General features: G+C 57.2%; 23 protein-coding genes and 1 pseudogene. 8 read left to right on the top strand and 16 right to left on the bottom strand.

All coding sequences use genetic code 11. The annotated features are described in order from the left end of the window. The first annotated feature begins 94 nt into the window (after positions 1 to 94). The 4 genes from ISS99_RS10170 (at position 95) to ISS99_RS10155 (ending at position 5,675) form a co-directional block, all read left to right on the top strand. Entirely contained in the window at positions 95 to 3,193 is a 3,099-nt protein-coding gene (locus ISS99_RS10170) for a TonB-dependent receptor (protein ID WP_204631490.1), read from the top strand. A 96-nt stretch (positions 3,194 to 3,289) separates the two neighbouring features. Continuing rightward, a complete protein-coding gene (locus ISS99_RS10165; RefSeq protein WP_204631489.1) occupies positions 3,290 to 4,480 on the top strand; it encodes a glycosyl hydrolase family 28-related protein in 1,191 nt (396 codons plus the stop codon). A gap of 356 nt (positions 4,481 to 4,836) precedes the next feature. Beyond that, positions 4,837 to 5,208, top strand: coding sequence for a CHAP domain-containing protein (locus ISS99_RS10160; RefSeq protein ID WP_204631488.1), 372 nt, complete (start codon positions 4,837 to 4,839; stop codon positions 5,206 to 5,208). Between the two features lie 44 nt (positions 5,209 to 5,252). After that, entirely contained in the window at positions 5,253 to 5,675 is a 423-nt protein-coding gene (locus ISS99_RS10155) for a DUF3828 domain-containing protein (protein WP_284343775.1), read from the top strand. A 132-nt stretch (positions 5,676 to 5,807) separates the two neighbouring features. On the opposite strand, the gene ISS99_RS23270 is transcribed toward ISS99_RS10155, so the two are convergent. Then, positions 5,808 to 6,368 (bottom strand): histidine-type phosphatase, encoded by a 561-nt coding sequence (locus ISS99_RS23270; RefSeq protein ID WP_239537823.1) that lies wholly within the window; start codon positions 6,366 to 6,368, stop codon positions 5,808 to 5,810. A gap of 35 nt (positions 6,369 to 6,403) precedes the next feature. Further along, a pseudogene (locus ISS99_RS23790) lies at positions 6,404 to 6,610 on the bottom strand (response regulator); the annotation flags it as partial. Positions 6,611 to 6,940: 330 nt separating this feature from the next. Between ISS99_RS23790 and ISS99_RS10140 the strand changes: the two are divergent. The 4 genes from ISS99_RS10140 (at position 6,941) to ISS99_RS10125 (ending at position 9,828) form a co-directional block, all read left to right on the top strand. Further along, positions 6,941 to 7,732, top strand: a complete 792-nt coding sequence (locus ISS99_RS10140) for a sel1 repeat family protein (RefSeq protein WP_204631484.1) — start codon at positions 6,941 to 6,943, stop codon at positions 7,730 to 7,732. A 190-nt stretch (positions 7,733 to 7,922) separates the two neighbouring features. Beyond that, on the top strand, positions 7,923 to 8,318 hold the full coding sequence (locus tag ISS99_RS10135) for a DUF6795 domain-containing protein (RefSeq protein WP_204631483.1): 396 nt from the start codon (positions 7,923 to 7,925) through the stop codon (positions 8,316 to 8,318). A 345-nt stretch (positions 8,319 to 8,663) separates the two neighbouring features. Further along, the gene (locus ISS99_RS10130; RefSeq protein ID WP_204631482.1) at positions 8,664 to 9,059 is read left to right on the top strand and encodes a DUF6795 domain-containing protein; all 396 of its coding nucleotides are present in this window, start codon (positions 8,664 to 8,666) and stop codon (positions 9,057 to 9,059) included. Between the two features lie 373 nt (positions 9,060 to 9,432). Next, positions 9,433 to 9,828: a DUF6795 domain-containing protein gene (locus ISS99_RS10125; RefSeq protein WP_204631481.1), complete on the top strand. Its 396-nt coding sequence runs from the start codon at positions 9,433 to 9,435 to the stop codon at positions 9,826 to 9,828. A gap of 189 nt (positions 9,829 to 10,017) precedes the next feature. Here ISS99_RS10125 and ISS99_RS10120 read toward each other — a convergent pair whose 3' ends face one another. From ISS99_RS10120 to ISS99_RS10050, 14 genes are all read right to left on the bottom strand, one after another. Beyond that, positions 10,018 to 10,359: a DUF6572 domain-containing protein gene (locus tag ISS99_RS10120; RefSeq protein ID WP_204631480.1), complete on the bottom strand. Its 342-nt coding sequence runs from the start codon at positions 10,357 to 10,359 to the stop codon at positions 10,018 to 10,020. Between the two features lie 75 nt (positions 10,360 to 10,434). After that, a complete protein-coding gene (locus tag ISS99_RS10115) occupies positions 10,435 to 10,647 on the bottom strand; it encodes a hypothetical protein (RefSeq protein ID WP_204631479.1) in 213 nt (70 codons plus the stop codon). A gap of 87 nt (positions 10,648 to 10,734) precedes the next feature. Beyond that, positions 10,735 to 11,148, bottom strand: a complete 414-nt coding sequence (locus ISS99_RS10110; protein WP_204631478.1) for a hypothetical protein — start codon at positions 11,146 to 11,148, stop codon at positions 10,735 to 10,737. 3 nt (positions 11,149 to 11,151) lie between these two features. After that, positions 11,152 to 11,337: a hypothetical protein gene (locus tag ISS99_RS10105; protein WP_204631477.1), complete on the bottom strand. Its 186-nt coding sequence runs from the start codon at positions 11,335 to 11,337 to the stop codon at positions 11,152 to 11,154. A 122-nt stretch (positions 11,338 to 11,459) separates the two neighbouring features. Continuing rightward, a complete protein-coding gene (locus tag ISS99_RS10100; RefSeq protein WP_204631476.1) occupies positions 11,460 to 11,780 on the bottom strand; it encodes an NTF2 fold immunity protein in 321 nt (106 codons plus the stop codon). A gap of 258 nt (positions 11,781 to 12,038) precedes the next feature. Continuing rightward, the gene (locus ISS99_RS23675; protein WP_204631475.1) at positions 12,039 to 13,739 is read right to left on the bottom strand and encodes an RHS repeat-associated core domain-containing protein; all 1,701 of its coding nucleotides are present in this window, start codon (positions 13,737 to 13,739) and stop codon (positions 12,039 to 12,041) included. A 163-nt stretch (positions 13,740 to 13,902) separates the two neighbouring features. Beyond that, positions 13,903 to 14,136, bottom strand: a complete 234-nt coding sequence (locus ISS99_RS10085) for a hypothetical protein (RefSeq protein WP_204631474.1) — start codon at positions 14,134 to 14,136, stop codon at positions 13,903 to 13,905. Between the two features lie 257 nt (positions 14,137 to 14,393). Continuing rightward, positions 14,394 to 14,906 (bottom strand): RHS repeat-associated core domain-containing protein, encoded by a 513-nt coding sequence (locus tag ISS99_RS10080; RefSeq protein WP_204631473.1) that lies wholly within the window; start codon positions 14,904 to 14,906, stop codon positions 14,394 to 14,396. 581 nt (positions 14,907 to 15,487) lie between these two features. Then, positions 15,488 to 16,351, bottom strand: a complete 864-nt coding sequence (locus tag ISS99_RS23265) for an IS3 family transposase (RefSeq protein ID WP_284343756.1) — start codon at positions 16,349 to 16,351, stop codon at positions 15,488 to 15,490. Then, positions 16,348 to 16,641: a transposase gene (locus ISS99_RS23260; protein ID WP_204631472.1), complete on the bottom strand. Its 294-nt coding sequence runs from the start codon at positions 16,639 to 16,641 to the stop codon at positions 16,348 to 16,350. Before ISS99_RS23260 ends, ISS99_RS23265 begins: the two co-directional genes overlap by 4 nt. Before the next feature lie 89 nt (positions 16,642 to 16,730). After that, positions 16,731 to 16,982: a hypothetical protein gene (locus ISS99_RS10065; RefSeq protein WP_204631471.1), complete on the bottom strand. Its 252-nt coding sequence runs from the start codon at positions 16,980 to 16,982 to the stop codon at positions 16,731 to 16,733. Between the two features lie 10 nt (positions 16,983 to 16,992). Next, positions 16,993 to 21,039, bottom strand: coding sequence for an RHS repeat-associated core domain-containing protein (locus tag ISS99_RS10060; RefSeq protein WP_204631470.1), 4,047 nt, complete (start codon positions 21,037 to 21,039; stop codon positions 16,993 to 16,995). A gap of 909 nt (positions 21,040 to 21,948) precedes the next feature. Further along, positions 21,949 to 22,287 (bottom strand): hypothetical protein, encoded by a 339-nt coding sequence (locus ISS99_RS10055; protein WP_204631469.1) that lies wholly within the window; start codon positions 22,285 to 22,287, stop codon positions 21,949 to 21,951. A gap of 394 nt (positions 22,288 to 22,681) precedes the next feature. Beyond that, on the bottom strand, positions 22,682 to 22,864 hold the full coding sequence (locus tag ISS99_RS10050; RefSeq protein WP_204631468.1) for a hypothetical protein: 183 nt from the start codon (positions 22,862 to 22,864) through the stop codon (positions 22,682 to 22,684). Positions 22,865 to 22,873: the final 9 nt, after the last annotated feature.

Genomic DNA, 22,873 nt, shown 5'->3' with positions numbered 1-22,873 from the left:
ACGGCATCACGCAGGGGAAAGAAGTGGGAGGCGAGAAGTAGGCATGGCGGGCATTATCCGGCGAAGGTTTGCGCGTGCTCTCCGGCATGACGTCATGCCTGCCGCCAGCATGCCGGGCCGGGTACGCCACGCATCCCTGTTGCTGCTGGCGCTGTGCGGTGCCTCGCTGTCGCTGGCCGTCCCGCAAGAAGCCGCGGCGCAAACCTCCTCGTCGCTGCCCTCCTACGCGATCGGCTCCGGCAGCCTGCGTGATGCGCTGGATGCGTTCGCCGAACAGGGCAAGGTGCAGCTGATCTATGCGCCGGAGCTGGCCGAAGGCAAGACCACCCGCGGCGTGTCCGGAAGCTTTGCCCCGGCCGATGCCCTGGGGCGGCTGCTGGTCGGCACGGGCCTGACCTGGAAGACCTTGAACGATGCCACCTTCGTGCTGGAGCGCTCGCCGGTTTTCCAGCGCGCCGCCGACGCCACGCAAACGCACATCGGAACGATGTCGACGCGGATGCTCAGCGCGGTGAACGTCAGCGGCTCGCTGATCGGCAATGCCTCGATCCAGACGGCCACGCCGATCTATTCGATCAGCGCCGAGGAGATCAAGGCGCGCGGCTTCAACAACCTCGCCGACGTGCTGCAGAACTCGGTGCTGGCCACCGGCTCGGTGGAAGGGCCGCAAGCGGCCAGTACCTTTACCCAGGGCGCCCAACCGATCAGCCTGTTCGGCCTCAATCCGCAGTTCACCCTGATCCTGATCGACGGCAAGCCGCTGGCCGATTTTGGACGGCTATACGACGGCACGGCCAATTTCACCAGCGTGGCGAACCTGCCCATCGCCATGATCGAGCGGATCGACTTCATGCCTGGCGGCGCATCGTCGATCTACGGTTCGCAGGCGATCGGCGGCGTGATCAACATCGTGACCCTCTCGCACCTGCAAGGCGGCGAAATTTCCGTACGCGATGGCGGCTATTCGGACGGCGGCGGCGCGAACCAGCGCCTGAGTTTCGCCTATGGCCACGATTTCGGCCGACTCAGAGTGCTGGCGGCCGGCGAGTTCGACAATGCCTCGCCGATCTGGGGCTTCCAGCGCCCGCTGACCACCGGCAGCAATTCGGGCCCTTCCGGCAGCACGGCATCCAACCTGCAGGCGGCCATTTTCGACTACGGCACGCTGCCCCAGTTCACCGGCTATCCGTTGAGTTACCTCAACCCACCCGCCGGTTGCGACACCCGCCTGTTCGGCGGCAGCACCACGCTGATGAACAGCCACCAGGCCAGCCAGCCGGGTCAGTTCTGCGGCTCGGACCGGCAAGTGGGTTACGTCACCTATAGCAATCAACTGCGTAACTACGACGGCATGCTGAAGCTCGACTACGAAGTCAGCGATTCGCTGCGCCTCTACGGCAGCCTGATGCTCGATTCGCAGCAGCAGCGATGGTATCCGGGCGTATCGGACTGGTTTTCCGACGACTATCCGCAGGGCTTGATCGAGGACGCCAACAGCCGCCAAATGCTGTATCTGCTCAGGTACTTCGCACCGGAGGAAATGCCCGGCGGCGTGGTGGAACAGATGACCCGCCAGGACGATCTGCTTTATCAAGGCACGCTCGGCGCCAATGGCCGCTTCGGCGACTCGGGCTGGAACTGGGACATCTATTACCTGCGCACCGGCGATCGCACGGAGGTGGTCGAGTCGCTGCCGATCAAGGCATCGATCGATGCTTTCTTCGACCAGATACTCGGTCCGCAGCTCGGCGTCGACCCGGGCACCGGCGTAAACCTTTACAGCCCGCGCTATCCGGCGTTCTTCCAACCGGTAACGCCCGCCCAATACGGCAGCTTTACCCAGGGCGTGAATGAAACCAGCAATACCTGGATCAACGACACGCGCGTCACGATCACCAATGCGTCCCTGTTCACCCTGCCGGGCGGCGATGCCGGCTTCGCGGCGTTGGTGGAAAGCGGCAACGAAGCCTGGTACGAGCCGGTCAATCCACTGTTTACGCAAGGCTCGATCTTCGAACACGCGGCCACCGGCGGCGGCGGCCAGCGCACGCACGAGGCATCAGCGTTCGAGTGGAACCTGCCGCTGCTGAATTCGCTGACGCTGGATGCATCCGGCCGTTACGATCATTACGCGCTGGAAAAGGGCAGCAACAATCACAAGTTCACCTACAAGATCGGCATCGAGTTCCGCCCGCTGGACAGCCTGCTGTTTCGCGGCAACTACACCACCGCGTTCAAGGCGCCGGACCTGGCTTCGATCTTTCTCGGCCCTACCAGCTACTACACGCCGATCACCGACTATTACCAGTGCGCGATCGAGCACGTGACTCCATGCGGCAGCAACCAGCAATATGAAGTGCGCGGCACGTCGCTGGCCAACCCGACCTTGCAGCCGACCTCGGCGCAAAGCTGGACGCTGGGCTCGGTGTGGTCGCCCATCGATGGACTCAACTTGAGTCTGGACTATCTGCACCTCACCGTGCGCGACGAGGTGGTGCTGCAAGACGTGAACCTGCTGATGCACATGGATGCGCAGTGCCTGCTCAAGCAGCTCGATCCCGATTCGGCCCAATGCAAGGCCATCCTCAACCCCGTCGACGGACAGGTACAACGCGCAGGCGGCACGGGACCGGTCACCGCGATCACCACGTACTACGCCAACCTCAGCAACGAAACCACCCGCTCGATCACCGGCAGCGCACGCTACCGTTTTTCGCCCTGGCACCTGGGCAGCTTCGTCGTGCAACTGGATTACAACGACATGCTGGGGCACGAATACCAGATCGCACCGGGCCAGGCACCGATCAACCGCCTGGCCGATCCGCTGTACAGCAGCGAGTTCAAGAGCATCGTCAGCGGCAGCGTCACCTGGACCAGCACCAGCGGCCGGTGGAGCAGCACCTTGTACGGCCACCGCTACGGCCCATCGCCCAACTACGCCGCGCAGAATGACGGCGCCGGCTATGACGGCGCGGGAAGCCTGTCGCCGTGGATCACCTTCAACGGCAGCGTGAGCTATCACCCGACTCGCGACGTCGAGATTTCGCTGATGGTGAACAACATCGCCAACAAGATGCCGCCCGCCGACCCCACCGACACCGCGTACCCGTATTTCAACGTCGAGAACTACAACATCTACGGACGCGAGATCATGTTGCAGATGGATCTGCAATGGGGCAGCGCGGCGCACTGAGGCCAACCGCAGGTGGAGGCGCTACTTCCAACTGACTCCAATTAGCGATAACGCTAAGCAATAGATGCGTTTTCAACCACTCGACAAGGTGAAGCCATGGAGCGAAGGAAATTTATCGGAACATTGCCGTTATCAATAGGCGGCGCGCTAGCCGTCGGAGTTTCCAACTCCAACGCGCAAAGTGCACCGGCACCGGCACCGGCACCGCCAATGTGGACAAACGTCAAGACGTTTGGTGCTACCGGCGACGGGGTGACGGATGACACATTGGCGATACAAGCGGCGATAAGTTCTTTAGAGAAAGACTCCACTTCTCGTGGAGGTGTAGTTTATTTTCCGGCCGGCCAATATGTATGCAGTGCAACGCTTGCCTTTACCTCTTATAGCCCGGACGGTGCGTCTGGAAACGCATTGCACAACATCATCGTAAGAGGTGATGGGCCGGTGTGTACGACTCTCAATTTCTCCACTGCCTCTTCTGGCACCAACGGAATCACGTTCAACGCTGGTGCGCATTTTGGTATCGAGGACATAGAAATCAGCCAAGCGCCAGGCAACGGCATCGTGATTGGCATGGGAAACGATACCAATACAACAGGATCATTCTGCTTGCTCTTTGCGATCAGCAACGTTCGCGTTCAGCAAAGCGGAGGAAGCGGCCTTGTATTTACAAATGCTTTTATGGGCACGATCTCAGATTGCTGGGCGACGACGAGCGCAGGTGCTGGCTATCTCTTCAACGGCTTTCATACGTCTATAAATGCCACTAGAAGCTACGCCAGTGAAAACACAGGAATTGGGTGGTCTTTGAATGGGCTGACGTACTCATCTTTCACCGCCTGTGGGTCCGATTACAATCTTTGGGGCTACGCGCTGTCGAACATCATCGGCGTTAGCTTCAACTCGTGCGGCGCTGAACACAATCAGCGAGAAGGGTGGTATTTGTTTACTGACAGCTCGACGGTCACCGGCCTTCCAACAGATTCCCAAGATATTCATGGCCTGATTTTTATCTCGTGTGCGACTTATTCAAATAGCATGGCGGGGACAAACTCATACGGTTCCCACTTAGCTGCTAACACACAAAACTACCGCCCAATCGAGTTCAAGATGATCGGGAACACTTCATCCTGCGCCATAGGCTCCAATATCAGCATGGTGCTCAATGCGTCAGGAACTCCTCCCGTACCCGGCGGACCTATAACGGCTTTAGATGAACTTTCTTACTTCAATGGGAGTTGGGCAACCAGTGGCGTGGTCAACCGATCACCTCCGGCGTCTTCTTGAAGATTAGCTGGCGATAAAAAGTCTCTTCAAGGTGAAGCCAGGTTCACTAAGAAAGTGAACCTATGTACAAAGGGGTCAGAACCTGAGGCATCCCCACGTTTTTGCTTGAGATTTCCCCCAAAAATCTGCGCCACGTCCAAGTCAATCTAGACCTTCAAAGAGTCTCGCCGTCATCCCAGCGAAGGCTGGGATGACGAGCGAAAAAACGTGGGGATACCTCAGGCTCTGACCCCTTTGACTGCTTTGACTCGGGCCCCTTTGACCCAACGGGTTTCTGGCTTGTAGGGATTTCCTGACAGAACTTTCCCTAATAATCGGGTTAAATGCGAGGGACCAAACGACGAGGGAGTGTCGCAATGCCATTTAATGCCACCGGCGCAGCCAATTTTATCGACGGTCATGCGCAGCCCCACAGCACCAACAATTGCGCTGCATATGTGCGCCGGGCTATCCAGTGGGGAGGGGTCTACGTTACCCCTACGAATAATGCAAAGGACTATGGCCCCAATTTGGTGGCGGCTGGTTTCTATGCAGTCACTGACGCACCTCAAAAAGGCGATGTCGTGGTTATCGATGGAATCGCGGGCCACTCTCATGGTCACATGGCGATGTTCGACGGTTCAAAGTGGGTGTCCGACTTCAAGCAAAGGGCGGGCACTGAGGGTTTCTATCCTGGCCCCGATTATCGAAGGGTCAAGCCGTCCTACACGATTTACCGCCACAATTGAGAGGGCGTATGTTGAAGATATTTAGGGTGTTTGGGTTGGCGGCAGTGCTGTTGATTTGCGCGCTCAGCCCGCGGTTTTCGGTAGCGATGGGCGCGCCCACCCCCGAGGCTGACGTAAAGGCGTTTTATGCCTGGTATGTCCCCCTCACGGCTCAGCTAAAGAATCCGCTGATTGACGACCACATCTATGCCTACGTCGAGAAGAAGACGATCGACGCCCTGCGCGATGACTACAAACACGACAAGTTGCCGGGGGATACGGACTACTTCACCAAGGTGCAGGACTTCGACGAAAAAGATTGGGCCAGCCACGTCGTGATTCGACCGCCCATTACGTTGGACAACGTCGCGGTAATTCTGGCTACCTTTGGCTCCGGCGCAACAAAATCGAACATCGTCATCTTCCTGCGCCAGCAAGGCGGAACCTGGAAGATCATGAAAGTGGAAGACACTGACGATCCCTTTTGACGCCGTAACCATTGGCGAGCAGTGAGGTGGGAAGGAAACTCCATTCCGCCCCTTTTGGTCGCCAACATCTACGGACGCGAAATCCTGCTGCAGATGGATCTGCAATGGGGCGGCGCGGCGCATCGATCGTGGTTACGGATGCTCTTCCGCTGCCGTGCTCCGCTGCACGATGCAGGCGAATCGATCCAGCGGACAGGCATTCGCATCGCTCCCGTCGCTACATCCCGGAATGGCGATCGGCGCCATCGCCGGCGGATGATCCAGATCCAGCGGGGTCGTGTTGCGCATCTGCATCATGCTCTGGCTGACGTAATACGCGCGCACCATGAATTGACTGTTCTGTGCGTCGCCGTACAATTCGAAAACCAGCGCATCGCCGGTGGACGTCGGATCGGCCGACGGCTCGTCGAGCAGCCAGTGAAGGTTTAGCAGGCCGGCCAGTGTCTCGATATTGGTGTCGTGACCGACCAGAAAAACCAATTTGGACTGCACGCCGCCGATGGCCTGCTCCGTCGGCTTGCCGCTGACTGCCTGCTGCAGCGTCGCCATAATGTGCTCGGCCAGCGGACCGGCATAGGCGCGCGCGATAAACGGCGTACGCAACACGGTGTCGCTGTAGATGCTGTGCAGAGCGAGCAGTTGTCCCACTTGTGCGGGCGTGATGCGTCCCCACGCCACCTCCGGCATCGGCATGCCTTCGACGTATTCGAGAAGGTAGTTTTCGGCACGCGCTGGCGCAGGTTGCCCACCAGCGATATGCCGTCGGTGTGAGGCAGCATGCGGTCCACCACGAGCAGGTCGTATTCGCCTTGCATCGCCATCTGCCAACCGGTTGACCCATCCGCGGCGCAATCGACGAACTGGCCGGCGCTGGACAGGCTGGCCTTCAGATATTTCGCGGTCTCATGGTCGTCTTCCACCACCAGAATCTTCATCTCGCCCTCCCGCCCTGCCCAGCCAGGAAGCGCACCCCATACAAGCAAGGCGCGCTTCGTGCAATGCAACAGAGAGTGTGACGCGGGCTATGCGGCAATCTGATGACAGGGGGTATTGCCGTGAGATGTCGGAGGGGTTTGCGCCTTTTTTGCTCAAGACCTTAAGCGCTTAATGTGGAGGCTCGGCCAATTTGGAGTGAAAGCCGTATTTCCAATCGGCATTCATTGGCGGGAGCGCCATACCTGGTTTCGCCCTTTAATGGTAAGGATTATGCTCGCTATCGCACGCGGCCCTGATATTTCTTCTTCATATTGCGACATGGAGGCCTTATGAAAGTTCTGCGCGCTGCCCTGATTTTCTTGCTGGTCTGCTGCGTATTTACGTCGAGCGCATGGGCTGCCAACGGTGATCCGTCACCTACTTTGCCTGATAAGCACGATCTGAAGGTGCTGGAGGCAATGAGCGAAAATTCGACCGATTGGCATCCAGACTTGCATGGCCAGTTTGAAGGGTTGATTCGCTACGAAAAAGGCGACTATACGGAAGCGATGCAATACTTCTTGGTCGGCGCGCGCTATGCGGACAAGGTATCTCAGCTCTGCATAGGCTTGTTGTATCTCAATGGCCAGGGGGTACGTAGAGATCCCGTTGCGGCCTATGCCTGGGTAGCCCTCGCTTCCGAGCGCAACTATCCAAAGTTTGTGGCTACCCGCGACCAGATCGGAAGGCAGCTCAGTCCACAACAGCTCGCACAGGCCAACGAACTTTTAAAAAAGCTTGCCGCCAACTACGGAGATACCGTTGCAAAACCCCGCATGAGTGCGCAGCTGATGCAGGGAACGTTGCACATGACCGGATCAATGCTCGGCTTTTCGCCGTATACCCAAACGGCCACCCCCGAACAATATTTATCGGGAACGAATAGCGGAAATCTGGTTGCGGGAGAGGCTCCGCCCAATTGCAGCGGAGGTTCGATTGAGGGCGGGGTCACGATAGGCTGTGGGGAATATTGGAGCGCTGAACGCTGGAAGCCGTCGCTGTACTTCAGGTCGATGGATAGCCTGTGGCAGTCCAAGGTGACGGTAGGCGCTCTGCAGAATGTCCAGTCGCCGGGAAATTAGGCGCTCATATTGGAGGGCTAAACAGGGATTAGAGCGCACGTCCCTTCATCGGAACGTGCACTTTGGCCCGAGCTTCAGCCCGCCCCTGTTTCTGGTTTCGAGAAAGTGCACTCTGACCCAACGCTGGATCAGTGTTGCAGCATTAGGTTGCGTGGTGTTTTTATCATCGGGCCTGACAGAGGGATGTGTGATGGGTGTATTTGATCGATTGGTTCTGATTTCTGAAGTTCATGGCACGGTGCTGATGAATGGCATGCCTGTGCAAGGGGCCGTACTCGTAGAAAAAGCGGTATGGTCGGGAAACAAAAGCGCACCTCAGCGCACGGTAACCGACGAAAATGGAGCATTTTCGTTACCCGCCATGAAACACCGGGCCGGCTTGCGCCGATTAATTACCGCGCAGCCTAACGTGTCGCAAGAAATTTTGATTAACTACCAGGGCGTTCAATATATAGCCTGGAATTACCCAAAATTTAACTACGAGGCAAATGGCGAGCTAGATGGTCGCCCCATCAACCTGCTCTGTGAATTGACTAATCCACCCACTACTGACGGCAGCCTCTACGGAATCTGCAAACTCGTGTGAGCAAGCGGAGGTGCGTTTTCACATCTTTTTCAAAGGGAAGCGGATCAGGGACATCCGCTATTTGAACGCCACGTTGTGCCGGAGCCAAGGGGAGTGTTGTCCGCGGCTGTCGCGACATTTTGTCAGCAATGAATTAATTGATGGCTGGCCCTGATTGCGCTTGAAGATTGCGCTTGCGAAGGAGAATGAGGCTTCGATGGACGTGGACCCAAGCCAGCGAAGACTAGGAGGAGGGAAACGAATGGGAGGCCGTTTGAGCGATCACGAAAGGCGCAGCGCTGGATCAGTGTTGCAGCATTGGGATGCCTGGTTTTTTTGTCGTCGGGCCTGACAACGGGATGTGCAATGGATGCATTTGATCAATTGGTTCTTTTTTCTGAAGTTCATGGCACGGTGTTGATAAATGGCAGGCCTGTGCAAGGAGCCGAACTCGTAGAAACGGCGGCATGGTCGGGCAACAAAAGAGCACTTCAGCGCACGGTAACCGACGAAAATGGGGCATTTTCGTTACCCGCCATGAAACACCGGGCCGGGTTGCGTCGATTAATTACCGCGCAGCCTACTGTGTTGCAAGATATTTTGATTAATTACCAGGGCGTTCAATATGTAGCCTGGCAGTACGCCAAGTTTAGCTACGACGCAAATGGCGAGCTAGATGGTCGCCCCATCAACCTGCTCTGTGAGTTGACTAATCCACCCACTATTGCCGGCAGCCTCTACGGAATCTGCAAACTCGTGTGAATCGCAAGGGCAGATCGAGGGCACCGAAGGCAGATCAGCGACACCCACCACTTTGCGCCAGAGACGAAGAAAGTGCTGTCCGTGGCTGTCGCAACACCTTGTCAGTGACGGACTAATAGTGGATGGCGCCGATTGCTAGCCGATCCGGTTGCTAGCGCCTCTGATCCTAATCAGCCACGATACTTGCGCGGCAAGAAGGAGCATGGGGCTTCGATTGACGTAGACCCAAGCCAGGGAAGACTACGAGGAGGGAAACTTGACTTCCGGGAATGGGAGGCCGTTTGAGCGGTCACGAAAGGCGCAGCGCTGGATTAGTGTTGCAGCATTAGGATGCCTGGTGTTTTTGTCATCGGGCCTGACAGGGGGATGTTCGATGGGTGCATTTGATCAATTGGTTCTGTTTTCTGAAGTTCGTGGCACGGTGTTGATAGATGGCAGGCCTGTGCAAGGAGCCGAACTCGTAGAAACGGCGGCATGGTCGGGAAACAAAAGAGCACTTCAGCGCACGGTAACCGACGAAAATGGAGCATTTTCGTTACCCGCCATAAAACACCCGGCCGGGTTGCGCCGAATAATTACCGCGGCGCCTACTGTATGGCAAGAAATTTTCATTAATTACCAGGGCGTTCAATACGTAGCCTGGAAGTACGGAAAACTGAACTACGACATTAACGGCGAGCTAGATGGTCGCCCCATCAACCTGCTCTGTGAATTGACTAATCCACCCACTAAGGACGGTAGCCGCTACGGAATCTGCAAACTCGTGTGAGTAACAAGCGGAGGGGCAGACCAGGGACATTCACCAGTTTGCGCCAGGAACGAGGAAAGTGTTATCCGCGGCTGTCGCAACACCTTGTCAGTGAAGGGCTAAATGGTGGGTGGCCCCGATGATGATGACAGGCCTAGAAATGTGTTCTGGCCCCTTTGACTATGGCGCTCTTATAAAGACTATCCCTGCCTAGCGGGATGAAGAAACATCGAAGTGCTTAAATTCGAAGCCAAAGCCAGCGCCCTCAACAATGCTGGATACCTTCGTGTAGAAGGCCTGAGCATCGCCGCTCAAAGGGTGCTTTCCCACGACACTGATTTTTGCCGGCATGCCCCGATACTGCGGGCACGATTCGTAAATCTCGCCACTCTCGAAAAATGCCAGGTACTTGTTAATCTTTTCTTGAAGCAGCCACAGATGCCTTGGAGCATCCACATTTTCCCATGCAAGATGGTCGCTGATGGTAAGGACGACGACGCCTTCGGAATCCACGCTCGTGACGTCTACGACATCGAGTTGCTCTATCGACATGCAGGGGTATTTCCTTCATCTACCGAATCAATTACTGCGATGACCCTCAGAATAAGAGATCGCTTTTCTGCTGAATCAGGAAACGACGTGGCGCTTAGCTTTAACAATGGCTCGAATGGCGAACACACCAAAGATGATCGAGAGAGCCGCGGCGATGCATGCCAAAGTGCCCCAAAATTCAACATTGCGCACCGCTCGATCCCCAGAAAAAAGGCATGCGGCCTGGACAACACCAAGCGCGCAATACAAGGCAGACAAGAGCGTGAATACCGCCAGCCCGATGAACATCCACTTTTTCTTTCGAGGCGTCATCATCTGCCTTTTTCGTCAAATGTCCTTGGCTTATCCGGATGCTGAAATCGGACTGACTATCCCTTACTCAACCAGCCCACTATTTTGCCTCATCGGTACCTTGGCCATTATACAAAACGCTCCCGCGACCACGGCTCCTGCCAAAGCGGTCACGAGCAGCAGAACCCCGTTCTCAAAAATACTGCGCAAGCTTTTTGTGAAGGCCAATATAAGGACCACCGTTAGAAGGCCACAAAACGCCCCTAGCGGCACAACAAACCGACCTTGCAGTCGCTTTGCCTTTGTCAGAATCAATATGACTGGAACACCAAAAATTAGAAAAAATAAATAGCTGAAAGGCAAAACGCCAGCAAACGTTTCGAAGACCGCGCCCCTAAAATAGTTGGCATTACGTTCGTCGAAAACAATCATTTTTGCGATGAAGAACAGCACGGGAAGCACCAGAGGGGAAATTATCATCGCGGCCATCTTCTTCATTGACTAAATTCTCTCCGCGGTCAAAACAGGGCCGAAATGGTGATTGAGCTCGCTTCCCGGCTGGGAAAAGTGAATCTGGCGCCACTTGCGCAACTCGCGTGCCACGACAGCAGCAGGTTTCTCGCTGACTTTCATCATGCGGCCCCCTTGGCTCTTGAACTCCACGCTAAACCTTTGACGCGTTTCCATGAACACCTCCGTGCGAGGATTGTCCTCGCTTTTAGGTGTCCGTGAAATCAGGACCCATCCACGGAAACGGGACCCGTCCATTCCGACCCCTTTGGTTCCGATTTTGAACACCTTTGGTTCGTTTATTTCATATGTGTCATTACTGCTTCGATGCATCCTGAGTGCTCGTCGATCACCACCGTTAAACCACCGGCTGTGGTCATTGCAGGAGTTGTGCCCTGAACTATCCAATAATTTCCATTGGGACTACGAACCGCGTGAAGAGGAAGTTGTGGCTTTACCCTATCCTCTCCAAAGCGAGCAATTAAAACAGCTTGAGCAATGGTCTCTGCAGTTCTTTCATCGGGCACGTAATCCGGGTGCGGTCGCACCCCATTCGTCGCCTGCCCGAATATCGCACCTGAGAACATCAGTGCTATTAACACAGCACCTAATTTTTTCATATCTAACTCCTCATTCGCGCCTTACTGGCACCCGCAGTTTCCAGGACTCAAGAGCGTCGACTTCCCATAGGGATAAAGCTCCTGAGGATGGTCGCCGGGCGTATCGAGGTAACCAGGAACACGATTTGAGTTTGTGAAGCCGATATCAGCTTCGGACCAAACCTCATTTCCATCATATTCCCAAGTATATCCAGCCTGCCCCGGGCCAGGATTATTGTCGTAATTTGCGCCAGGGTCATACCCACCATGGGTGTGATACTAACCTGCCTTCTGAGTGTCTGATGGAATAGGGTTAAATGTATTGGGATCCATTTCCGAAGAGCCCCCAGCAACAGGAGCGGTGTAGGAAAATGTTCCGTCCCTGTTTTGATATATCCATCCACCATATTCCCGGCCATTGGGGTGAAAGAAACCTGGAATTTTTGATTCGGGATTAATGCCTGTAACTGCATTCCATCCCGCGCACCGCACCGTATGATATCGGTCGCCAGGAGCAAGGCCGAGAGGGTCGATATTGCCTAGTGGATCCCCGCTCACATAGGCATAGGTACTAGCCTGACCGCCAAACACCCCTAACGGATCACTCTCAATATATCTGCCCGTACCTGGGTCGTAATCCCGATTAACGTTGTAGCTAAACCCCGTCTCAGCATCCGCATACTGCCCCGCAAACCGCAGGTTGTAGGTATACCCACTACTCGTCGGCGCCACCTCCGCCCACGGATTGCCCTGATACGGCAGCTGCCACACCGTATTGCCACTGGCATCGGCGATAGCCCTCGGCGTCCCCAACTGATCCGCCGTCACATACGCCATCGTGCTGCTGCCATTGGCCGTATCGATATTGGCTACCGGAATACCATCCATCCAGAGGTAATCCCGATTCGTCGCGCCGTATTCGGCCAGTAACTGCCCGGCCTCGTTGTAGACGTAGCTCTCCGGCTGCCCGTTCGCCACCTTCTGTATCCGCTGCCCCAGCGCATCGTAGGTGTAGTTCGCCAGGGTGCTGCCACCGACCTGCGCGACCACCATGCGGTTGCGGTCGTTGTAGCCAAAGCCATACGTGCTGCCGGCCTGGGTCATGGCCGTGGTGTTGCCGTTGGCATCGACCGTCAGTGCCGCGTTGCCGATGGTGACCAGCTGATGCGTGTTCGGGGTATAGCCGTAGGTACCGGTGTCTAGACCACTGCCCGCTTTGCTGAGCCGGTCGCCGGTTTGATTGTAGGTGACGCTTTCCAACACGCTGCCGTTGGCTTCGGTGACGGCGGTGAGGCGATACAGCGGGTCGTAGCTGTAAGTCTCCGTGGCTGGATTGGCACCGGCGACGTTGCCGATGGCGGTGATATCGCCCATCGCATCTCTGGCGACGTGCAAGCTAAACGCGGGGCTGGTGAGGTCGGTGAGACGGTAGTTGGCGTCGACCGTGCGCGTGATGGCCTGGCCATTGCCCAGGGTGTAGCCGCTGACCGGTCCGAAGGGCTGGTAGGTCACGCCGCTGACGACGGTGGTGGCGGTGCCGTTTGGCGGGGTGGTGCTGAGGCTTTGGATGCGGCCGTCGCCGTCGCGGTCGTAGCTGACCAGTGAGCCGTCCGGCGAGACGAGGCCGCTGAGCCGGCCGGCGGCGGTGTAGCTGTAGCCCACGGTGTGAGTGGTGGTGCCGGTGATGATCTGTTTCTGGATCACGCGGCCCCAGGCGTCGTAGCAGTACGCTGTGGTGACGCTGCTTTCGATGATGCGGGTCAGGCGGCCGACGGGGTTCGAACTGCTGCACCCGGTGACGCTGTTGGCCTCGTCGTAGGTGTAGGTGATGTTCTGGGTGGTGTCGGGAAAGCTGGTGCTGGTCAAGCGATCGAGTGCGTCGTAGGTGTTCGTTGCCGTGATGCCTTTGGCATCGGTGCGGGTCAACACGTTGCCGGCGGCATCGAAGGAGCGACTGGTGGTGCCGGTATCGGGACTCACCTGCCCCGTCGCATCGCTCAGGCCGTCGTAGCTATAGGTGGTATTGAGGCTGCTCGGATCGGTGACCTGGGTGAGGCGGTCCGAACATTGGGGTCAGACCCTTTAAGTTGCTCGTAAGCTGCTCGGAGACCGGCACTTTTTCAACCAGGCTCAAAATTTTTCGTCATTCACGAAAGTACTTCGGATTACAAACGATCACGTCTCCAACCATTTCCCTATCTCCGACAAAATCAGAAAAGTGGCCATGCTCCTGTTCGCCACCTCCCGCATAAAGGTCCGCTTGATTAATTAAAAATGCAGCCAACTTACGAAGCTCCGTCGGATCTGCGATAAAGCTCACCTCTTTAAGTGCAGCCAGCTGATGAGGTTCCGTATCGGTGTAGCCATACAGTTTCATATTATTTCACCCTTAGAATTGAACACTGACTTGGTCAATACATCGGCTGTCCAGGAGGCTGCCCGCTCATTGATTGATATACCCCACAGGCAATCGCGTCCCCTCTTGAACATGCCTCCGCCTCGACATTCTTCACTAGGTCTTGGATAAAAAATGCATCCCCCACCGTAGAAAGACATTCAACTGCAAAACCTTTCTTCGCGAGAAATTGCAACACTTTTTTACTACGCGTCATTTTAGATAGGTCCGATCCGTGGCTAGGCGTACCATCTAAATTCATTGCCACCTCCGCCCCCCTTTGTTTGAATGTGCGCATGGGTTTGCTGACCCGGCACGTGGGGACCATCAATTCTCACCCACGTATTGGTTCCAGGAACCTGCTGCCATTGCCCGGAAGCAAGGCCAAACGGATCACTTTCGCCTAATGGGTCATTGTCAGCGTAGGCGTACGTGCTCAATTGATCTCCAAACAGTCCATTGGGATCGCTTTCGGTGTATCGCCCACATGCAGGACAGTAGTCACGATTTACGTTGTTATACAACCCTGTCTCCTCGTCGTAATACTGGCCGGGAAGACCAAGGTTATACACATAGCCACTGCTGATAGGTGTCTGCTCATTCCATGGATTGCCCTGGTAGGCGTTCCGCCAGAGCGTGTAGCCGCTGGCGTCTCCGATAGCTCTTGGCGTTCCCAATTCATCCGCTGTGACATACGTGATCGTGCTGCTGCCATTGGCCGTATCGATATTGGCCACCGGAATACCGTCCATCCAGAGGTAGTCCCGATTCGTCGGCCCCGATTGCCGCAGCCCCGATTGCCGCAGGGCGGCCCCGATTGTTCCCCGACTGCTGCTCCGTTTTAACTAAATTCCGTCTGTAATCTCAATTTTTCCTGAAGACTTATACTTAGTCACAATCCAATGATATCCAACATTTGCATATTTCCCGGTAGCCTCAAATACGTAATAGACGCTGTCACCACAGTCACGTCCGCTTGACACACTTACCTCGTTCACTGGAAATTTATGAGATTCCATAAACGCCTTCCTAATTTCCGGAAGTGCAGCATCCGACGTTTTTTTTGACATCTCTTTACACCCATCGACGTCTGCCATGCATTGAGCACTAAACATTGCGAGCAATATCAGAGCTAGAATTTTCACTTACCACCCCCAAGCTTCACACTTGTAGTATTGCAATAGTTTCTTATCTCTAATCACTGCACTTTGCGCGCCAGGGCACTGAGAATCACACTGCAGCGATTTACGATATGCCTTGCATTCACTTCTTTGCAATGGGTATTGCGGCACGCTGGAATTCGGCTTGGACGGGTCCCGTTTCCACGGACAGTTTAATTAGTCACCTCAGCCATTCTCTCGAAAGCTTCGGGTGAGCGGTAGCCCAAGCTGCTATGCAGCCGTTGTCGGTTGTAGAAGCTCTCGATGTATTCGAAGATCGCCGTCCTGGCCGCATCACGATCCTTGAAACGTTCGTGATGTATCAGCTCCTGCTTCAGCGAGCTGAAGAAGCTTTCCATCACCGCGTTGTCGTAGGGGAGACCCTTGCGGCTCATGCTGGATACCAATCCGGCATCAGCAAGCTGTTTTCGATAGGTCTTGCTTGTGTACTGCGCGCCTTGATCACTGTGATGGATGGCGCCTGGCGCTGGGTGTCGTTGCCCAAGGGCCATCGTTAACGCATTGCACGCCAATGCTTGCTCGGGGCGATCAGACATCGCCCAACCCACGATGCGACGGCTATAAACATCCAGCACCGCAGCGAGATATAGCCAACCCTGTCGAGTCGGCACGTAGGTAATGTCAGCCACCCATATCCGGTCCGGTCCAGGGCTACTGAACGGCCAGGTCAGCCGGTTCGGTGCGGCAGGCACGCGCTGATAAGGGGCTCTCGTGCGCAGGTAACGACGTCGCCGACGCGTTTGAATGCTGTGCTGCTGACGAAGGCGACGCACCCGGTGACGCCCGCACGTCTCACCCTCTTGCCGTAAGGCCTGCCATATCCGTGTCGTCCCATAGGCTTCGCGCGTGACGACATGTAGTTCCCGGATGCATTGAATCAGGCGCTGGTTCTCCAACGCTCGATCACCAGGTTGCCGGCTGCGCCACGCGTAGTAGCCACTGGGCGATACCTGCAGCGCACGACACAAGGTGCGTACGGCATGACCGTGCTGGGTCGCTACCCAGGCGTACTTCACGGCAGCTCCCGCGCAAAGTACGCCGCCGCTTTTTTTAAAATCTCGTTCTCTTCTTTCACGCGCGCCAGTTCGCGCTTGAGCGCTGCCAGTTCGTCCTGACTTGCCTTGGGACGACCACTGCCACGAAACGCCTGGCCACCCTTCTTCTCGGCATCCTGTACCCATTTGTAGAGCCGATTGCGAGGCACGCCCAATTCACGAGCTAGCGTGGCGGACGGCTTACCGCTTGTCTGCACCAAGCGGATCGCCTCACGCTTGAATTCCGCACTGAACCTTTGGCGCTTTTCCATCGAACACCTCCGTGCGAGGATTGTCCTCGCTTTTAGGTGTCCGTGAAATCGGGACCATCCATTCCGCCCCCTTTTACGGATCTTGGCTTTCAACACTCCCCCATTGATAAAAATGCGCTGAGCCTCGCAAAAATATACATACCGAAGTCCGCGAACTCCGCCTCATCAATGGCCATCTCTCGCACAACATTTTCATCATATGTTTTGTTTGTCACATGCTCTTTCCGCACCCAGTTCTTAGACCCCTCCTCACCTTCCACGTCATCGAGACGAATCCTTATTCGACCATCTTCTTGCTCAATAGATACCAAGACCGCACGACGTGTTTTTTTGTTAGTCATAACTGTGTACTCAGTGAAGTCGCCACGGCGGAAGAGGTGCATTGATACCATCATCTCCATCTCGCTCGCTTAGACAGTTTCCGTAACGCAGCATCGCCTGCTGCTCGCATATTTTAAAAGCATTCTTTCCACGCGACTTACCAAGCTGACTGCACGTCTCCATGTCGCGCCTCAGATTTTGTTCGCAACGATCCTCATTTGAATGACATTCAGTCGGCGGATGCGGCTCGTCAGCACACGAATCGGCTGTAGCCGTCGGATACAGACACCCTCCTACAGTTGCTGCAGCTGTACACAGAACAGGATTTTCGATACATATCCCAATCAACGCCTTCGCGACTTGCCCCGGGTTAGGAATGGATCTCGGCGGCACGATCGGCTCCGGCAGGACACCCGGCGCAGCCGGACTCGTCGGCCCAATCGCCGGCGCGGAAGCGCGAAATGGGAAAAGCCCAAGCGGATCAATAAAACTCAGCGGACTGTTATTTCCATAGGCATAGAGAGCGATGCCTCCCTCAAATCCGGTTGGGTCGGGTTGATCAAAGCCGCCTCTAGCGGAGTCATAGGTGCGAGCACCATTGTCCGACGAGCCTGTTTCAAGGTCGTAATACTGCCCCGCAAACCGCAAGTTGTACGTGTACCCACTACTCGTCGGCGCCACCTCCGCCCACGGATTCCCCTGATACGGCAGCTGCCACACCGTATTGCCGCTGGCATCAGCGATAGCCCTCGGCGTCCCCAACGGATCCGCCGTCACATACGCCATCGTGCTGCTGCCACCGGACGTATCGATATTGGCCACCGGAATACCGTCCATCCAGAGGTAGTCCCGATTCGTCGCGCCGTATTCGGCCAGTAACTGCCCCGTCTCGTTGTAGACGTAGCTCTCCGTCTGGCCGTTCGCCACCTTCTGTATCCGCTGCCCCAGCGCATCGTAGGTGTAGTTCGCCAGGGTGCTGCCACCGAGCTGTGCCACCGCCATGCGATTGCGGTCGTTGTAGCCAAAGCCATACGTGCTGCCGGCCTGCGTCATGGCCGTGGTGTTGCCGTTGGCATCGACCGTCAACGTTGAGTTGCCGATGGTGACCAGCTGGTGCGTGTTCGGGGTGTAGCCGTAGGTACCGGTATCTAAACCACTGCCCGTTTTGCTGAGCCGGTCGCCCGTTTGGTTGTAGGTGACGCTTTCCAGCACGCTGCCGTTGGCTTCGGTGACGGCGGTGAGGCGGTACAGCGGGTCGTAGCTGTAAGTCTCCGTCGCCGGATTGGCACCGGCGGCGTTGCCGATGGCAGTGATGTCGCCCATCGCATCGCGTGCCACGTGCAAGCTAAACGCCGGGCTGGTGAGGTCGGTGAGGCGGTAGTTGGCGTCGACCGTGCGCGTGATGGCCTGGCCATTGCCCAGGGTGTAGCCGCTGACCGGTCCGAAGGGCTGGTAGGTGACGCCGCTGACGACGGTGGTGGCGGTGCCGTTGGGCGGGGTGGTGCTGAGGCTTTGGATGCGGCCGTCGCCGTCGCGTGCGTAGCTGACCAGTGAGCCGTCCGGCGAGACGATGCCGCTGAGCCGGCCGGCAGCGGTGTAGCTGTAGCCCACGGTGTGGGTGGTGGTGCCGGTGATGATCTGTTTCTGGATCACGCGGCCCCAGGCGTCGTAGCAGTACGCTGTGGTCACGCTGCTTTCGATGATGCGGGTCAGGCGGCCGACGGGGTTCGAGCTGCTGCACCCGGTGACGCTGCTGGCCTCGTCGTAGGTGTAGGTGATGTTCTGGGTGGTGTCGGGGTAGCTGGTGCTGGTCAGGCGATCGAACGCATCGTAGGTGTTCGTTGCCACGATGCCTTTGGCATCGGTGCGGGTGAGCACGTTGCCGGCGGCATCGAAAGTGCGGCTGGTGGTGCCGGTATCCGGACTTTGCTGGCCCGTCGCATCGCTCAATCCATCGTAGCTATAGATGGTGGCGAGGCTGCTGGGGTCGGTGACCTGGGTGAGGCGGTCCAGGCTGTCGTATTGGTAGGCGGTCTTGGTGTTCTGGGTGGCGGTATCGGTGCCGTTGTAGTTGTCCAGGGTTTGCACCAGGCGGTTCAGGGCGTCGTAGCCGAGTTGGCGCTGGATGCCCAGGGCATCGCTGCTTTGCACCAGGTTGCCGTTGGCGTCGTAGCTGGTGCTGGCGGTGGCGTTGAAGACGGTCTGGTTGAGGCCGTCGACCACGCTGGTGAGCTGGCCCAGGGGGTTGAAGGTGCGGGTGAGGCTTTTGTGCAGGGTGCCGCTGGCGTCGTAGACACTCTCACCGGTTTTATCGCCGGCGGCATCCAGCGTGTAGGCGATGGTGTTGCCGAGTGCATCGGTGATCTTGGTCAACCGATGGGCCGCGTCGTAGCCGTAGGTGGTGGTGACGCCATCGGGATCGGTGAGGGTTTGCACGGCGCCGTAGGCGGTGTAGGTGAAGCTGGTCTGGGCACCGCCGACGGTGCGGGTCTTGAGCCAGCCGCGGGGGTAATAGGTGAGATCGGTGTTGGTGCCGTTGGCGTCGGTGAGGCGCGTGATGCGGCCATCGGCATCGTAGGAGGCGATGGTGGTGACGTGGCCCAGCGCATCGGTGACGGTGTGCAGGTCGCCGGGTTGGTAGCAGGCGGCGCCGGGGGTGCCGCAATTCACGGCGCTACTCGCCATGTAGTAGCTGTAGGCGGTGGTTTGGGTGAGGTCGGTGCGGGGGCCGGTCGTCGTCAGCAGCAGGCCGACGAGGGGGCATTGCACGGTGTCGACGGCGGTGCAGTAGGTGTCGGTGGTGCGGCGTACGCCGGCGGGGACGGTGCCGGTGGCGCTGCAGCTATAGCCGGACGCAGATGCGTTGGTCGGATCGATGGCGCAGCGGGCCAGGGTTTGGCCGGTGGCGGTGTAGACCCATTGGGTATTGCTGACGAGGTTGCCGTTGGCGTCCTGCACGGTGCGGGTCAGCGGGACGCGTAGTGCGGTGTTCCAGGTGAAGGTGGTGGTGCGTTGGTTGGGCGTGCCTTGCGCATCGACTTGCTGCGTCAACAGATTATTGCTGTTGTAGGTGGTGGCCGTGGTGTTGCCGTTGAAGTCGACCGCCGTTTGCGGATTGCCGTTGGTGTCGTAGGTGCGCGTTTTCCACGGCTGGTTACATTGCGGGCCGCAAGCCTGACTCACCGATGCGATGTTCGCGACCCCTAGTGTCGTCGAATATCCATAGTCGACGACCAGCCCCAAAGACGTCTGAATTGACGATGTGCCATTGCTTCCGTAGGTGATTTGGACCGCATCCACACCTCCCGCCAATACAGAAGAAGTAGCGAGACCACCACTCGTGTAAGAGGTACTTTCCAGACGTGTATTCGTCTCATCAACGGTTCCCGTCATCGCAGCAGGTAGACTGGCACCACCCGTCAATGAGGCCTCGTTATAGACATATTGCTTCTTCGAATTATCCGGGTACGCCACCGTGATGAGGTTGTCGTTGGCATCGTAACCGTAGTTAATGACCCCGCCATCGGGCAAGGTCAGCGCAACGAGGTTCGACGCGTTGTCATAAGCAAGATGAAGCTGCCGGCCTTCGGGATCAGTCACTGAAATCAGAAGCCCCTGCGCTGGCGCGACGGATGAGGGCGTCGATGGCGTGCTGTACGCAAACCGCAAGCTCTGCCCGCTCGCATCCGTGATCTGCTGCAAGAGACCGTTTGCCCCGTATAGCTCATACGTCCTTTGCGATGCGATAAAAACGGTGTAACTCGTCGCAACGCCATTCGCGTTGTCGGTTTCGGTAAGCACGTCCGCATTGTCGGATTCGGCCTGCCACTGGTTGCCGACCTTATTGAACACCTCTCGATTCCCGTCGGGTCGCAGCATCACCATGGACGCTGCCGGGTTACCGAATACGTAGAGCATCTGACTGTAGGTATGACGCCAGTTAGAACCGAGAGGCGTAGTCACCAGACCGGCGGCGCTGTTATAGAAACGGCTGAATCGCAGCCATGCTCCACTGTCAAAGTCATCATCGCGATGAAAGCTGTTGCCCGTAGCCCCGTTGATGGGCTCGCCCACCATCACGCAGCTGCAACGGCTTCCGTTGCCATAATTTTTTGACAAGGCGTCAGAGGCATTCAGAGGCGATGTTCCGCACTGATACTGCCATGCCTGTGATTGCACGTGAGGATCGCCCGGCCCGTCCCAATACAGTTCCACCCAGCACTGCGACGAAGAGAGCGTCGTGACGGTTTTTGACTGGCAAGTATGCGAATAGCCGGGCGTATCTGGAACGTAGAGGCACGCCGCCAAGGCTTGTGAATAGGTCGTCGTCAAAGCCTGCGCATACACGTGCGTTGGCACGAGCATGCCCCAGACTGCAAAAAGCGAGAGAACATAAATCCAATGTGGAAAACGTCCATGACCCAAACGCATAGATACCTTCACCTTTTCCCTGAAAGTGGAATTCCTTAGCAAGCTCGGCATGGCTCGTAAGCGCGCAGAAAGCGGGATATCCCGACGATCAGCCGCCATGTGTAACCGACTGAGGCTGATCGAACGGAAGAACGCCAAGAACGCTGCCAACCACTTTTTGCCACGCATCCTTTTGGAAAAGGCGCTCAAGAGCGCGACGCGTTCCTTGGATACTCACCCCCACTGCTCCCTGACAAATCCTTGTTCGCGCGTGCCACCCGATCAACGGGCAGCCACACGGCCTTACTGAAGGCACGCACCCTTAGCCAATAACTTTTTACGCTATCGCAAACCGCACGTCGAGAGAACCATGCCACCCTTCTTGATGAGCATGAAGCCTGTCTCGTCTCGATGCTGCGTCACGCTGGTTGTCTGTCACGGTGGAGCACACCTGTCTCATGGCGTGCTACGCGTACGGCGCGCCGTCATGCCGACGCGAGCCCTACCTATCCGCTTAGATGCGGCACGCCCTTCCTCACGCGGCGTGCCGCGGTGACGATCATGCGGCAGTACGGGTTATCCACCCGGCTCAGGTGGGAGCGTGCCGGCGTACTGGCGCAGGTAGTAGAGCGCGGCGTGCAGGCCGCTGGCTTCTGACGGGATCAAAGGCCAGGGGCTGATCGGGTCGCGGGTGCGACCGATGCGTGCGCGTTTGTAGGCTTCGCTGTATTCCAGCAAGGCTTCGATGGTGCCGGTGGCGTGGATGACGCCAGCGATGCGCGCGCTGTTGGTCAGCCGCTTTTGCTGCGTGCGGCTCAGTGGATAGAGCTGGTAGTTGGCGAACGGGAAGGATTCTGAAACGGGTTCGTTGCGAACCGATGGGCGTGCGTCTGCCGTATGATCTTGGGTAGCCATGATCAACTCCTGAAAGTTGGTTTTGGTTAGCGGATCGTGGGAGCTCGTAACTCTCACGGTCCGCGCCTTCCACACATTGCTGCATGGGTCATCGACGTTGCCTGGTTAGAGATGGCGTTGATGACGGTGCCAATTTATCAAATGAGTGCGCGGGACCCGTGTAGGGGATCGATGGCAGGTTTTGTGCGTGCTTGCGCTGGAGGGATGGGGGTTCGCTTGCGGCACTGAGGCGTGCGCTGATGTGGGGTCGCTGAAGAGCGGGAAGGAAAAGCTTTCCTTCGGAAGAGTCGCGCAAGAGTGGCCCCTCACCCTGCCCTCTCTCCCACGGGACTAGCTTTGCGTCGCCCGGAGGGGAGAGGGGAAAAGCTTGCGCGGCTTCGTTCTTGGCTTGGTGTTAGCGCGGTACGCGCAGGCAGGAGTCGCGCAGGGCGGCGTCGTGCAGTACTTCGTCGTGAGCAGCGGTGTCTTCGGTATCCAACGCGCAGTGACCCGGACGGTGCATGCCACCCGGATGGCTGGGAGCTCCGGTGGCGTCATCCTTGTCGATGGTGGTGTCCGTGGTGGGCTTGGTGCTCATGCGCGATGT

Origin of the sequence: Dyella mobilis, assembly GCF_016904945.1 — a bacterium.
GTDB lineage: Bacteria > Pseudomonadota > Gammaproteobacteria > Xanthomonadales > Rhodanobacteraceae > Dyella_B > Dyella_B mobilis.
This window is presented reverse-complemented; position numbering and strand designations above follow the sequence as displayed.